Source organism: Neptuniibacter caesariensis (assembly GCF_000153345.1).
Taxonomy (GTDB): domain Bacteria; phylum Pseudomonadota; class Gammaproteobacteria; order Pseudomonadales; family Balneatricaceae; genus Neptuniibacter; species Neptuniibacter caesariensis.
In genome coordinates, this window is the sequence record NZ_CH724126.1 from 823,381 (window position 1) to 836,537 (window position 13,157).

The following is a 13,157-nucleotide window of genomic DNA, read 5'->3' on the forward strand; positions in this document are numbered from 1 at the left end:
AGACAATGAGCTTGAAACCAACTGACGTAGTTATCGTTGACGGTGTTCGTACCCCGATGGGTAAATCCAGAAACGGTTCTTTTCGAAATGTACGTGCAGAAGCACTATCAGCTGCAGTGATGAAGGCGCTGCTTGAGCGTAATCCATCGCTTAAGCCTGCCGCTATTGAAGACATCATGTGGGGCTGTGTTAACCAGACTAAAGAGCAGGGCTTCAATATCGGCCGAAATGCTGCAGTGCTGGCGGGCATTCCGCACACCGTAGCAGCACAGACAATCAACCGTTTGTGTGGTTCTTCGATGGCTGCTCTGCATGCCGCTGCTCAGGCAATCATGACCGGTAACGGTGATATCTTCATCGCTGGTGGTGTCGAGCACATGGGCCACGTATCGATCATGCACGGCGTAGATGTTAACCCAGAGATGTCAAAGCAGGTGGCTAAAGCTGCCATGATGATGGGTGTAACAGCAGAGATGCTGGGTAAGATGAACGGTATCAGTCGAGAAATGCAGGACGAATTTGCTGCACGCTCACACCGTCTGGCACATCAGGCACACCTTGATGGTCTTTGGGATAACGAAATCATCCCGGTGGAAGGCCATGATGAGAACGGCTTTAAATCACTGCTGGAAGCAGACGAAGTAATTCGTCCTGAAACTACGGTAGAAACGCTGAGTACGCTGAAACCGGTCTTCGTCCCTAAAGTGGGTACAGTCACAGCGGGCACTTCGTCAGCATTCTCTGATGGCGCATCCGCCATGCTAGTGATGTCTGCGGCGAAAGCGGAAGAGCTTGGCCTGACACCACGTGCGCGTATTGTCAGCATGGCAGTCGCGGGTTGTGATCCATCTATTATGGGTTACGGCCCAGTGCCTGCAACGCAGAAAGCGCTGAAACGTGCCGGCCTGACAATCGATGATATCGACTATGTCGAGCTGAACGAAGCCTTCGCAGCTCAGGGCCTGTCAGTTCTGAAAGGTCTGAACCTGCTCGATAAAATGGACGATAAAGTAAACCTGAAAGGTGGTGCGATTGCACTGGGTCACCCACTGGGTTGTTCCGGTACTCGTATCACTAACACCCTGATGAACGTTCTGGAACAGAAGGACGCGACATTAGGCCTGGCAACCATGTGTATCGGCATGGGTCAGGGCATCTCCACCGTAATTGAACGTGTTTGATCCACTTCAGTTACGCATCCTTGAGTGACTTCGCTCTAAGCTATCTTGCCCCGCCTTTTGGCGGGGCTTTTTTGTTTTTGGGAGCGAAAGGCTGATTAAAAGACCTGCTTATGCATCTCCGCCGCCTTATATTGGCTTGCTGCTATACTGCAAGCGCAGACTATTGAAGTGTTAAAAACTGAAGTCATGAAGGGGCATTGTATAGATGACTTTTGACGAAATAGAGAAGTATCTTAAGCAAGCATCTGACTCTGTTGCCGCAATGAAGCGCGATCTGACAACCTTCTTTACTGCTCTGCCTGACCCTTTCTTTATTCTGGATACACAAGGGAATTATATTGAAGTTCTCGGTGGGAATGCTAAGCACCTATACGACGATGGGGCTTATTTAAAAGGGCGAAATGTCTGCGATGTTTTTACCGATGAATTGAGAGATCTATTTATCTCCTCGATCAATGAAGTTGTTCAAAATCGTGAGCTTCTGATTTGCGAATATGAAATAAAACCAGAGCTCTTACGAACGAAGTGTGAGTTATCATCACATTGGTATGAGGGACGGGTCGTTCCTGTCGAGGGTGAAAATGGAGAGATTGCGGCTGTCATATGGTTAGCAATCAATATCACAGAGAAAAAGCGTCTCGAACAAAGGTTAAAAGACCTGGCGGAAAAAGATCCAATGACCGGTGCATATAACCGGCGATTTTTCAGAGAATCGATTGATCAACATTATGCAACCTTCAAAAGATATGGCACGACATACTCCTTAGCTTTTATCGATATTGACTACTTTAAGAAAGTTAATGATCAGTTCGGACATGATGTCGGGGATGGTGTGATTTGCCATTTAGTAACGCATATTCAGGAGCAGCTGAGGACTACAGACCTTCTTTCACGATTCGGAGGTGAGGAGTTTGTGGTTCTGTTTCCACATATTAATCTTGATGAAGCTTGCCTTGTGGCGGAGAGGCTACGTGCCACAATCGAGATGACACCTTATAAGAGTATAAACCATAAGGTGCCGTTCACAGTGAGTATCGGTATCAGCGAAGTAAGGGCGGAAGATGAGAGTGTCGAGGATATTCTCAAACGAGCGGATAGTGCACTTTACCAATCCAAAAGTTCTGGACGAAACAAAGTGACTGGCGCTTAGTTTTTCTTCGCTATGAAAGGATTATACCTCTTCATCATCATCCAGTAGTTTCATGCCCGCTAGCGGATTGTCTTCATCATAGGCGGCAGGCTGATCCGGCTCTGCTTCTTTGCCGTTACCGTTCCCATTACCTTCATCGACTACAGCCAGATTCATACGTAGGCGCATATCGTTGGCTGAATCCGCATTGACGATCGCCTGGTCCTGAGTGATTTTGCCTTCGTCATAGAGCTTGAATAATGAGTCGTCGAAGGTTTGCATCCCGGTGGTGTCTGAGCCTTTCGACATGACCTCTTTGATCCCTTTTACATCGCCCTTCATGATCAGCTCCTGGATACTGGAAGTGCCCAGAAGGATCTCTATAGCTGCACAGCGTTTACCTTCAATGGTGGGAATAAGGCGTTGTGAAACAACCGCTTTAAGATTCAATGCCAGATCATGGAAGATCTGCTTATGGCGTGCCTGCGGGAAGAAGTTAATAATACGATCAATCGCCTGGTTGGCATTGTTTGCATGCAGGGTGGAAATTGCCAGGTGACCCGTCTCTGCATAGGTCAGGCACTGTTCCATTGTTTCCTGGTCACGAATCTCACCTATTAGGATTACGTCAGGGGCTTGTCGTAAGGCGTTTTTTAGTGCGCTATGGAAGTTACGCGTATCAACGCCCACTTCACGCTGGTTGATCAATGACTTGCGGTGGTTATGAACAAACTCTATCGGGTCCTCAATGGTGATGATGTGGCCGCCGCTGTTACGATTACGGTGGTCGATCAGTGCTGCTAGTGAGGTGGATTTACCTGAGCCAGTTGCCCCTACAAACAGCACCAGACCGCGTTTCTCCATAATCACATCTTTAAGCACCGGCGGTAGGCCCAGATCCTCCATCTTGGGAATTTCTGCTTTGATATTACGGGCGACGATAGAGTACTGGTTACGTTGCTTGAAAATGTTAATACGGTAGCGGGCGACTTTAGGGATCGAGTAAGCCAGATTCATCTCCAGCTCCTCTTCAAATGTTGCTTGTTGTTGCTCATCCATCAAGGAATTGGCGATCGCTTCAATCTCGCCGGGTTTATAAGGTTCTTTACTGAGTGGAGTGAGCTTACCTTCAAACTTTGCACAGGGTGGCGCTCCGGTAGTGAGGTAAAGGTCGGAACCGTCGCGTTTGGCAAGTATGGTGAGGTAGTCCTGAAACTCCATAACTCTCTGATCCTTATAGGGTAATAATCTTTTCTGTAAAACAAAGTTTAGTGGATGTATGGGACCTCGTCATCCTCAATTAAGAGATAATTAAAGTTATGTTATATTGTATCTTTTTACGGGAATTCTGAGGTGTACTGTGCAGGCTAATCTATCGGCGGCTGAGTCTTATCAACCTAATGCGGTGTTAGATGAGCATCCGGAGGTATTAACCCAGATCTTTGAGCCGCAGATCAATATGGCCTGTTACCAACGCGAACTGGCTGCAGGGGTTATCAGTTATGGCCATGAGCTCATTGAGTACAACCGGCAGTTCAATATTCGCTGTGTGATTAAAGCGGAATCTATCCTTAAAAACCTTAACTCTGTTATGCCTGACCTTACGCATAAACAAGCATTCATAGAGGACTTGGGGCTGCTGGTTGATATGTATGCCTGCCTTTTTGATTTGGAAGAGATTGGTTTACGCCTTCAGGTGCTGGACAGAGCTATGTGCCCCCGTTTTCACACAGACAAACTGGGATGTCGCCTGGTAACAACTTATCAGGGACAGGGCAGCGAGTGGCTGTGTGATGAGGTCATTGATCGAAGTAAGCTCGGTGCGGGCAATGGTGGTTTAAGCGATGATCTATCGGGGCTTTATCAGCACAGTTCTGATATCCAGCAAGCCTCAATCGGTGATGTGTTGCTGTTAAAAGGTGATGGTTGGTTTGGTAATGACGGTGCAGGTATTGTGCACCGATCTCCGACAGTACCAAGTGGTGAGCAGCGTATTGTTGCGACTATGGATTTTGCCTAGGGAACCTACAACAAGTCCTATGCGCCTCAGGCTTACAGAGCAAATGAAGCGCGAGGCAATAATTACAGTCATGCTGGTTGCCTCAGGACGCCTGCCGGACGCAAATTGTTAACAAAGTGATTCGTTTGCTCTGTAAGCCCCATAGGGTGAGCTTTATAACGGCCATCTGCTTTGTCAGTCAGTTTGAAAAGGTCCAGACATTTAGCTGCACCGACTTTCGCGCATATGGCCGTTCTACAGCCCACTGAGAAAGCATGAGACTTATTTTAGGTTCCCTTAGTCAGCTCGGTAAGCAGGGCGGGGATAAAGGCGACCTGCTGATCTGAACCGGTCCGTTTTTTTTGTTCGGCCAGTAATGCAGTTGAAGCCGCTTGATAGATGCGTGACTGGACTGGGTGCTGGCCGATATTACGGCCGTCTTTTACCGATTGCTCGCATAAGCGTGCATCGGGTGAGCTGAACCAGCGGCAGGAAAGGGGGCGTTTCAGGTAAATAGTGCAGGCATTATCCTCATCCAGAAATGGGCAGGGTGCCCGGTTCAGTGGAGGAACCCTTTGTTGGATGTTTACCTGAAGCTTAGCTTTCAACGCAGCTAATTCTGATCCTGACCGGGTATCTAAAAGGTATTGGGTGATATCGGTGATCACCTGTGTTGGCGTCTCTATAGGAAAGTGGCAACAGTGGCTACAACCTTTCCCACAGGCTAAATGTGAGTTGTCCGGAAAATTCTGGCTGAATGCCTGAAGCGCATCTTCAACATACTGGAGCGTGATGGCGACTTGATCAGAAGCTGAGGCCTGGGTTTCTATACTGACATAGATCTGCTTACAAAGCCGGTTAAATAGCTCTTCATATTCCGCAGTAACACTGCGAAGCTTTTCAGCAACTTCCGCTACATCAGTAGTCGAAAAAAAAACTTCTTGCTCAGACATGGGGACTCTACCTTACAGATCAAGACAGTTTACCTTATTCCGGCAGAGAAACCTGAAATTCTTGCGGGCTTTGGCCGTGAACAGAATCATAAGCCCGTATCACTACGCTTTTTATATGGGAGGGGATCTTCACGTTACTCAAACTACGGGTAAAGGGTTGCTCATTGACGTGGGGGTGAAGTAACTCCCGGCTGCCAAACAAAGTTCCATCCTGACCGCGTACCTCCCATTTATTGGCATAGTGCTCCCAGCCGGTATCCTCATGTTTCAGGGTGACTGTGAATCGATAAGTGCCCGAGCCTGTTTTAGAGGCGGTTGCCTGAGTGATTTCTACCTCACCGCTTTGGGCGGTGAAGGGCGCTAGGCTTAACATGAGCAGTATGGGTAAGTGTTTTGTTTTCATCAGGAGCTTCCTTTGCTAGTTAACACTATGTGTAGCTGTAGGAGTCTATAGTGATGAAAGAGTTCCGTTTGCCTATTCGACCCGATTGAGAATTTGTTTAACCAATTGCACTGTTTCATCGGGGTGCTCTAGAGGAAACAGGTGTCCGCCGGGGAAGCTGATCATCTCCATATTGGCAAAGTTTCGCTGCCACCACTTCTTATCACTACGGCCGAAAAGGTCGCTGTTTTTACCGTAGATCACAGTGCCCTTAACCTGCTTAAGCTTTTTCGGGGCATTGAGCATTACGTTACGGAAAACATCGGCTTCCACTTCAGGGGAGATACTCAGGGTGACGCCTGCCTCAGTCTCGGTTAGACCGTGACGGATATAATCATTGAAGCACTCAGGGTGAAAGGGCTTGAACAGACGTTTTTCTGCGAAATAGCTTTCCGCTTCATCTCTGCTAGCAAAGTCTGCCCGCCGTTTTGCTGCACGTCCAGCAGGTGAGATTCGATCGAGTAGCCCGAGTTTCTTAAATAATTTGATCGCATAGCGTTTGCGTTTACTGAACAGAACCGGGTCCCAGAGAATGACATGGCAAAACAGATCCGGGCGCATCGCGGCCGCTAAAAGAGTAACCACCGCCCCTGCTGAGTGTCCCATTCCAACCACCGGAGTGGATTGACGCTGTTCGATGTCGTTGATCAGCTCTTGCGCATAATTGCGCAGATCATTGTTCAGTGGATAGTCGCCATGACCCATTTTCTCTACGTAGGTGACATCGTGTTCCGGCATCTGCTGAAACAGGTAGTTGTAGCAACTACCGGGAAAACCATTGGCATGGCTAAACTGGATTTTCATGGCATCACCTCAGTCAGTTCGCTGCTGATTAATCAGCATATGGACGGTGTTTTTAGCGATTTCGTCGATATCTTCGCGATCGATGTAGATGCCATCATTGAATAACCGGCATAAGCCGTGAAGGGCAGCCCAGCTGGATTGAGCAACACGCAGGGAGGGTTTTTCAGGATCAAAAATGCCTCCCTGTTGCAGAACCTCGACCCACTTCAGCCAGTTACGAAAACAGTTTTTTGAGATGAGTTGTAAGGACTCGGTCGGTTCGCCGCTTTTCCAGATCTCTCTGCCGTACATCAGGTCGTAAGTCTCTTTCTCTTCATCGGCAAAACGGATGTAGGTGAGTACATACTTCTCAAATAGCTCTGGTGCACTCAGCTTACTTTGGAGTGCAGAGATCGATTCCACTAATTCATCCTGCTTCAGGAAGCCCTGTTCTGCAATGGCACAAAGCAACGCATTCTTATCCTTGAAGTGGTGATAGGGTGCCGTGCGCGACACGCCAACCTTATCCGCCAGTTTGCGAATAGACAGGTTGTCGACTCCGCCTTCGGCAATCAGATCGGTCGCAGCATCGAGGAGTGACTCTCTGAGGTCACCGTGGTGATAAGGCTTTTTTACTTTATTCATGGCGTGCAATCTAACAATCAATCTTGACACTGTCAAAATAGAGGATTATCTTGACGGTGTCTAGATTGTTTTTTGAACAGTTTTCTTTAAACGTCAGCAGAAAAATAAAAAAGGGACCGAGATGGAATACCAGACCTTCACTTTGAGTGTGGAAAACCATGTTGCGCATCTGCAACTTAACAGGCCTGAACAGCGTAACTCTATGAACAGGGCTTTCTGGAAAGAGTTTCCACAGGCGATACGTGAACTTGATATCGCTGCTGAAACCAGAGTTTTGGTGATCTCTTCGACCGGAAAGCATTTCTGTGCAGGAATGGATCTGGAGGTGTTTACTCAACCTGATCCCCAGATGTTTAGTGGAGAAGCGGGCCGAAGGGCTGAAGCGATTCGCCGTTTGGTGACCCAGCTACAGGAGTGTTTCAACGTTTTAGAAGAGGTGCGCTTCCCGGTTATCAGTGCGGTTCAGGGCGGTTGTATCGGTGGAGCTTTGGATCTGGTGTGTGCCACGGATATGCGTTACTGCACTGAAGATGCCTATTTTACGGTTAAAGAAACTGAGTTGGGGATGACTGCAGATCTTGGAACACTGCAGAGGCTTCCGCAATTAATTCCTCAAGGGCTGACGCGTGAGCTGGCTTATACGGCCAGAAAACTGATGGCTAATGAGGCGGCTCAAGCCGGCCTGGTGAATCAGGTGTATTCAGATCAGGAAGCTATGCTTAGCGGAGTGATGGATATTGCACAGCAGATTGCAGGTCACTCGCCTTTGGCGGTCACCGGATGTAAACAGATGATGAATTATGCCCGTGACCATAGTGTGGCTGACAGCTTGAGCTATATGGCCACCTGGCAGGCAGGTATGTTCCAGCCTAACGATATGATGCAAACTTTCAGTGCGAAGATGTCGGGTAAGGCCCCTCAATTTGAAGCGTTACGCGCAGTAACGCCGCCACTGCAGAAAAGCGAATAAGTAAACAGAATAAAAAGCGGTGCCTGACACTGCAGTTAAGACGAGAGCAGATTGATGACGACTAATACTTATCCACACTTGATGGCTCCATTAGATCTGGGGTTCACAACGCTTAAAAACCGAGTCCTGATGGGATCTATGCATTTAGGTCTGGAAGAGGCCCCTAATGGCTTTGAGAGGATGGCTGCATTTTATGCAGAGCGTGCTCGTGGCGGTGTTGCGATGATCGTAACAGGCGGTATAGGCCCCAATAAGGTCGGAGCAGTTCACGGTCATGCGGCGCAGATGGTCAGCGCAGAAGATGTTAAGAATCACCGCATTGTAACCGATGCTGTCCATGCTGAAGATAGTAAGATCTGTATGCAGATCCTGCACACCGGACGCTACGCTTATAACCCTCAGCCAGTGGCTCCTTCAGCACTACAGGCGCCGATCAACCCCTTTCCGCCTAAAGAGCTTAGCGATGAAGATATCGAAGAGCAGATCAGTGATTTCGTCCGCTGTGCATCCCTGGCAAAAGAGGCCGGTTACGATGGCGTGGAGATCATGGGTTCGGAAGGTTATCTGATCAATCAGTTTATCGCCGCTCGTACCAACAAACGTGAAGATGAGTGGGGGGGAGAATATGATCAACGTATTCGTTTCCCGCTTGAAGTAGTTAGGCGTGTCCGTGAGGCGGTGGGCAGTGATTTTATTATTATCTATCGCCTGTCGATGCTGGATCTGGTTGAGGGCGGTAGCTCTTACGAAGAGATCGTGGCTCTGGGTAAGGCGATAGAAGGTGCTGGCGCAACCATCATAAATACCGGAATAGGCTGGCATGAAGCGCGTATCCCTACTATTGCAACCAAGGTTCCTCGTGCTGCGTTTACCTGGGTAACCGCAAAAGTTCGTGAAGCTTTGTCGGTTCCAGTGATCACCTCAAACCGAATTAATATGCCGGATGTTGCAGAAGAGGTTCTGGCCCGTGGCGATGCTGATATGGTTTCTATGGCTCGTCCGTTCCTTGCTGATCCAGAATTTGTGGTCAAGGCAGCAGAAAATCGGGCAGATGAAATCAATACCTGTATCGGTTGTAACCAGGCGTGCCTTGATCATATATTTGCGGGCAAACTCACCAGCTGTTTGGTTAATCCGAGAGCTTGCCATGAGACTGAACTGGTGATCGAACCGGCTCAAGATCAGAAACGCATTGCGGTTGTTGGTGCCGGACCTGCTGGTTTGGCATTTGCAACCACTGCAGCACAGCGCGGTCACCAGGTAACTTTGTTCGATGCGGCATCTGAAATTGGTGGTCAGTTTAATGTCGCGAAACGTATTCCAGGTAAAGAGGAGTTTTACGAAACGCTCCGTTACTTTGGAAAGCAGATCGAACTGACAGGGGTTGAGTTGAAACTGAATACCCGGGTGAGTGCCGAAATGCTGAATGAATCTGGTTATGATGAGATTGTTCTGGCCACCGGTATTACCCCTCGCACGCCTGAACTTGAAGGGGTTGATCACAAAAAAGCCCTCACCTATCTGGATGTCATGAACGGCGCCGAAGTAGGACAGAAAGTCGCTGTGATTGGTGCGGGTGGTATTGGGTTTGATATCTCAGAAGTACTTGTCCATCAGGGGGAGTCAACCAGTCAGAATATTCCTGCCTTTATGAAAGAGTGGGGTGTTGATATGACCATGTCCTCCCGCGGTGGTGTTGAGAATATGCAGGCTGAATTTGAACCTGCTGCGCGAGAGGTCTATCTGCTACAGCGCAAGAAAACTAAGGTGGGAGCCGGTTTGGGCAAAACCACAGGCTGGATTCATCGTACTGATCTGGCGAAGAAGGGTGTACGCATGCTGAATAAGTGTGAATACCAGAAAATTGATGACTCAGGGCTGCACATCTTAGTTGACGGTGAACCGCAACTGCTTGAAGTCGATCATGTGGTTATCTGTGCAGGTCAGGAACCACGCCGGGAGCTGGCAGAGCAGATCAATGCCAAACCCGTACATCTTATTGGTGGTGCAGATGTAGCGTCTGAGCTGGATGCTAAGCGAGCGATTAACCAGGGCACACGCCTGGCAGCAGAAATCTAAGCAAAACCAGAAACGAAAAAAGGCCGGAATTTCCGGCCTTTTTTATTCAATACGCTATATATTCTGAAATCAGGCGATCGTCTCGATCAGCTGTGGGAACTCAGTCCCGGGATCATTAGGGATCTGCTCAGCTAAACGGCTCTGCAAGCGTTGCTGTATATCCTGACTCTGCTGTTCGTTGGCATCAGCAGGAATATCTGAATCGTTGGCAGGGTTATTGGCAGCGGCAAAACTTTCAGCCTGAGGCAGGTTGGTTTCAGGACGATTGCGCAGGCTCTCCTGGAGCACTAAGGCAGATTGTACGTCGATACCTCGGAAGTTCTCTTCGTCCTGACCTGTTTGCTCTGCCAGGAAGCTCTCGATCTGCTGTTGCTGGGCAGCCTGATCGGTTGCCTGTTCAGCATTGTTGGTCTGATTGGTCCGTGTTTCCAGCTGGTTTTCAACTTCCGGAATCTGGCTGGTTTGCGGAATATCCTGGTTCAATTGAACCTGACCCGCTTGCTCCGGAGCCAGTAGTTCTTGCACGGCAGAACGCGGCTGATTTGCCGATTCAGTTCCATTGCCCCTTGGGGCTGCAAATGGCTGACTAAGACCGAGTGATGTAATGTTATTTTCCATAGCGCTGACCAATTTCTTACTACTTAACTGCGATAGAAAACGCAGAGTTGATAATTATAGACCAGTTTTAAGTAGAATTGGTTAAAAATTACTCATCTGGGTGTATTAATCTTTGATACAGGACAGTGAGATTAGTTCCAGCATTTACAACTTCTTGGCTATTTCCTGCGCTTGCTGTTCAGCCAGTTGGGTTAATAGCTCACGCAAGCTGTCGACTAGTGGTGCATAGCCAGGTTTCCCGATCGGTTGTTTCATATTGAAGCGCTGCGTAACTAACACCCTTTGTTCGTTCTTAAACTGCCAGAAGCCGCTTAATACCGCTTCCCCTGAAGCGGTTCCATGGAACTGATCGATCTGGGTTGTGATCGTGTATTGCCAATCGCTCTGGCGGCCTAATTCGCCGCTATCCACTCTTGAGTGTGGAAGCAACGCATCCAGCTCGCTGTGTAAAACACGGCTGATTGCCAGGTCTGGCTGTTCTGCCCAGAGGTGATGGTTTGCGATCCGGATATGATTTTCTTTGGTCAATAAAGCGATGCCGGGTGTGTTTATATAGGCCGCTACATTGACGGGTGATACGCCAATAACCGATCGGGTGTCAGACTTTGTGTAGCTTTGGCTATCACTACTTAACAAATAATACTGACTTTGCTGCGACGTGCTTTGTTGAGCGCAGCCGCTAAGGGTAAGAGAACTGGTCAGGAGGATTAAGGTTACTAACTTATTCATTGGTATCTCCTCCAGGAATTGGATCACTACTTTTCGGTGCGTCGAAGATCAGGGCGTTCGGCTTTTCATCCAGTGTTTTCAGGATCGGTTGTAGCTGCTTAAGGGTTTGCTGTAGCGTATCCAGAGAGCGATTCATCTCCTGATAGAGGCGACTATCCGGCGAAAAGCCCTGCGCCATGGTTTGTAGTTCTTTTAAGGTCGATTTGAGCTCTTCAGGTAGTGCGCGGGTATCCTTGCTACGGGTCAGCTTTTCGATCTGCTCAAGGGTTGCTTCAAGCTGTTGAATCGCTTGTTCTGAACTGCTCAGGGTGCTATCCAACTGAGCAATAACGGGCTCCACCTGAAGTTGTTCTATTTTGTTCAAGACTGCAATCAGTTTGTTTTCTAATTGCAGTAAGCCGCCCGATATTGTGGGTATAACAGGATAGCCTTCAAATTCGATGACATTGGCTTTGTCAGCATCAGGGTAGAGGTCGAAGTCAACAAACAGGCTTCCTGTCAGCAGGTTGCCCGATTTAAGACTAGCGCGCATGCCTTGTTGTACCCAGTAGCGGAGCTTTTCATGGGCGCCCGTTAACACATTCTCTGCATCATCAAAGCCCAGACGGCCAGGCTCAAGTCTGATGATAACCGGGATACGCGGATCACTTTCACCGGTGAGCTCGCCGATCTGGAAAGATATTTTCTCTACCGTACCAATTCTTACTCCTCTGAATTCAACTGGCGCCCCGGCAACAAGTCCTCTCACCGACTGATCAAATAGCAATAGGTATTCGTTATAATACGCGTAAGGTTGCTCCGTAACACTCGAGAAGTCTGAATAGAGACGGAAGCTGTCACCATCTTGCGATTTTTTACCTGGGTTCTCTCCCGATAAAACATCAAAGGTAACACCACCGGATAGCAGCGTGTCCAGTGAGCCTGTCTGAACATTTACACCATCGGCTGATAGGTTAAGCTGTACACCACTCATGTTCCAGAAACGGCTGTTTGTTGTGACTAACTGATCATAGGGTGCTTTGATGAATAAACCGTACCGGGCTTCTCTGGCTTTAGGGTCAAATTCTACTTGTTCTATACGCCCAACTGGAAAGCCCCGATACAGGACGGTTTCGCCAACGCTAAGAGAGTGAGCATTATCACTGGTGAGTTGCAGGCGCAGGCCCGGTTCTGAATCTGAGGTTACCGGGGGCTCTTCAAGGCCTTGATAGCGTTTGGGCTCTACCCCTTTATCTCCGGGGCTCATCTCTATGTAGGCACCAGAAAGCAGTGTGCCGAGACCACTGATGCCTTCGGTTCCTACTCTGGGCCGAACAACCCAGAACTTGGTGTTTTCTCGTAGTAGCTGCTCTGCTTCAGGTTCAATACGGACTTTTACCAGTACGTTATTATCGTCAAAATTGAGTCTTACCGATTCAACTTTACCTACCTGAACGCTTTTAACTTTTATCGGGGTTTTACCCTCTTCGATGCCATCGGCGGTAATAAAGCTAATAGTGACCAGTTGACCGCGATTAGCCCAATCCTGATAGACCATCCAGCCGCCAATGCACAGAGCAATCAAGGGGAGTAACCAAATTGAAGATACTGAGCGTTTACTGGTAATAATGGGTTGGTTATCCATGGGTT

At 48.5% G+C, this 13,157-nt stretch carries 13 protein-coding genes; 5 read left to right on the forward strand and 8 right to left on the reverse strand.

Annotated elements, in window-relative coordinates:
- The first annotated feature begins 5 nt into the window (after window positions 1-5).
- Window positions 6-1,181, forward strand: coding sequence for an acetyl-CoA C-acyltransferase FadA (gene fadA, locus MED92_RS13545; RefSeq protein ID WP_007022123.1), 1,176 nt, complete (start codon window positions 6-8; stop codon window positions 1,179-1,181).
- Window positions 1,182-1,386: 205 nt separating this feature from the next.
- Entirely contained in the window at window positions 1,387-2,331 is a 945-nt protein-coding gene (locus tag MED92_RS13550; RefSeq protein WP_007022124.1) for a sensor domain-containing diguanylate cyclase, read from the forward strand.
- Between the two features lie 21 nt (window positions 2,332-2,352).
- Here the strand turns inward: MED92_RS13550 and MED92_RS13555 are convergent, their stop codons facing one another.
- Entirely contained in the window at window positions 2,353-3,531 is a 1,179-nt protein-coding gene (locus MED92_RS13555; RefSeq protein WP_007022125.1) for a PilT/PilU family type 4a pilus ATPase, read from the reverse strand.
- Window positions 3,532-3,670: 139 nt separating this feature from the next.
- Here MED92_RS13555 and MED92_RS13560 point away from each other — a divergent pair, with 139 nt between their 5' ends.
- The gene (locus MED92_RS13560) at window positions 3,671-4,330 is read left to right on the forward strand and encodes a DUF1826 domain-containing protein (protein ID WP_007022126.1); all 660 of its coding nucleotides are present in this window, start codon (window positions 3,671-3,673) and stop codon (window positions 4,328-4,330) included.
- A 266-nt stretch (window positions 4,331-4,596) separates the two neighbouring features.
- On the opposite strand, the gene MED92_RS13565 is transcribed toward MED92_RS13560, so the two are convergent.
- The 4 genes from MED92_RS13565 to MED92_RS13580 all read right to left on the reverse strand — a co-directional run bounded on the left by MED92_RS13565 (window position 4,597) and on the right by MED92_RS13580 (window position 7,132).
- Window positions 4,597-5,262, reverse strand: coding sequence for a YkgJ family cysteine cluster protein (locus MED92_RS13565; protein ID WP_007022127.1), 666 nt, complete (start codon window positions 5,260-5,262; stop codon window positions 4,597-4,599).
- A gap of 34 nt (window positions 5,263-5,296) precedes the next feature.
- Complete coding sequence (locus tag MED92_RS13570) at window positions 5,297-5,665, reverse strand: hypothetical protein (protein ID WP_007022128.1); 369 nt, start codon at window positions 5,663-5,665, stop codon at window positions 5,297-5,299.
- 72 nt (window positions 5,666-5,737) lie between these two features.
- Window positions 5,738-6,508, reverse strand: a complete 771-nt coding sequence (locus MED92_RS13575; RefSeq protein ID WP_007022129.1) for an alpha/beta fold hydrolase — start codon at window positions 6,506-6,508, stop codon at window positions 5,738-5,740.
- Between the two features lie 9 nt (window positions 6,509-6,517).
- A complete protein-coding gene (locus MED92_RS13580; RefSeq protein ID WP_007022131.1) occupies window positions 6,518-7,132 on the reverse strand; it encodes a TetR/AcrR family transcriptional regulator in 615 nt (204 codons plus the stop codon).
- 121 nt (window positions 7,133-7,253) lie between these two features.
- Between MED92_RS13580 and MED92_RS13585 the strand changes: the two genes are divergently transcribed.
- Window positions 7,254-8,102 (forward strand): crotonase/enoyl-CoA hydratase family protein, encoded by an 849-nt coding sequence (locus tag MED92_RS13585; RefSeq protein WP_007022132.1) that lies wholly within the window; start codon window positions 7,254-7,256, stop codon window positions 8,100-8,102.
- A gap of 54 nt (window positions 8,103-8,156) precedes the next feature.
- Window positions 8,157-10,181, forward strand: coding sequence for an NADPH-dependent 2,4-dienoyl-CoA reductase (locus MED92_RS13590; RefSeq protein ID WP_007022133.1), 2,025 nt, complete (start codon window positions 8,157-8,159; stop codon window positions 10,179-10,181).
- 69 nt (window positions 10,182-10,250) lie between these two features.
- Here MED92_RS13590 and MED92_RS13595 read toward each other — a convergent pair whose 3' ends face one another.
- From MED92_RS13595 to pqiB, 3 genes are all read right to left on the reverse strand, one after another.
- On the reverse strand, window positions 10,251-10,799 hold the full coding sequence (locus tag MED92_RS13595; RefSeq protein WP_007022134.1) for a hypothetical protein: 549 nt from the start codon (window positions 10,797-10,799) through the stop codon (window positions 10,251-10,253).
- Between the two features lie 144 nt (window positions 10,800-10,943).
- A complete protein-coding gene (locus MED92_RS13600) occupies window positions 10,944-11,528 on the reverse strand; it encodes a PqiC family protein (RefSeq protein ID WP_007022135.1) in 585 nt (194 codons plus the stop codon).
- Window positions 11,521-13,152, reverse strand: a complete 1,632-nt coding sequence (gene pqiB / locus MED92_RS13605) for an intermembrane transport protein PqiB (RefSeq protein WP_040662954.1) — start codon at window positions 13,150-13,152, stop codon at window positions 11,521-11,523. Before pqiB ends, MED92_RS13600 begins: the two co-directional genes overlap by 8 nt.
- Window positions 13,153-13,157: the final 5 nt, after the last annotated feature.

Coding starts and splice junctions, on each gene's coding strand:
- fadA (WP_007022123.1), top strand. CDS start 6: ATGAGCTTGAAACCAACTGACGTAGTTATCGTTGACGGTGTTCGTACC.
- MED92_RS13580 (WP_007022131.1), bottom strand. CDS start 7,132: ATGAATAAAGTAAAAAAGCCTTATCACCACGGTGACCTCAGAGAGTCA.
- MED92_RS13555 (WP_007022125.1), bottom strand. CDS start 3,531: ATGGAGTTTCAGGACTACCTCACCATACTTGCCAAACGCGACGGTTCC.
- MED92_RS13565 (WP_007022127.1), bottom strand. CDS start 5,262: ATGTCTGAGCAAGAAGTTTTTTTTTCGACTACTGATGTAGCGGAAGTT.
- MED92_RS13585 (WP_007022132.1), top strand. CDS start 7,254: ATGGAATACCAGACCTTCACTTTGAGTGTGGAAAACCATGTTGCGCAT.
- MED92_RS13590 (WP_007022133.1), top strand. CDS start 8,157: ATGACGACTAATACTTATCCACACTTGATGGCTCCATTAGATCTGGGG.
- MED92_RS13600 (WP_007022135.1), bottom strand. CDS start 11,528: ATGAATAAGTTAGTAACCTTAATCCTCCTGACCAGTTCTCTTACCCTT.
- MED92_RS13575 (WP_007022129.1), bottom strand. CDS start 6,508: ATGAAAATCCAGTTTAGCCATGCCAATGGTTTTCCCGGTAGTTGCTAC.
- MED92_RS13570 (WP_007022128.1), bottom strand. CDS start 5,665: ATGAAAACAAAACACTTACCCATACTGCTCATGTTAAGCCTAGCGCCC.
- MED92_RS13595 (WP_007022134.1), bottom strand. CDS start 10,799: ATGGAAAATAACATTACATCACTCGGTCTTAGTCAGCCATTTGCAGCC.
- MED92_RS13550 (WP_007022124.1), top strand. CDS start 1,387: ATGACTTTTGACGAAATAGAGAAGTATCTTAAGCAAGCATCTGACTCT.
- pqiB (WP_040662954.1), bottom strand. CDS start 13,152: ATGGATAACCAACCCATTATTACCAGTAAACGCTCAGTATCTTCAATT.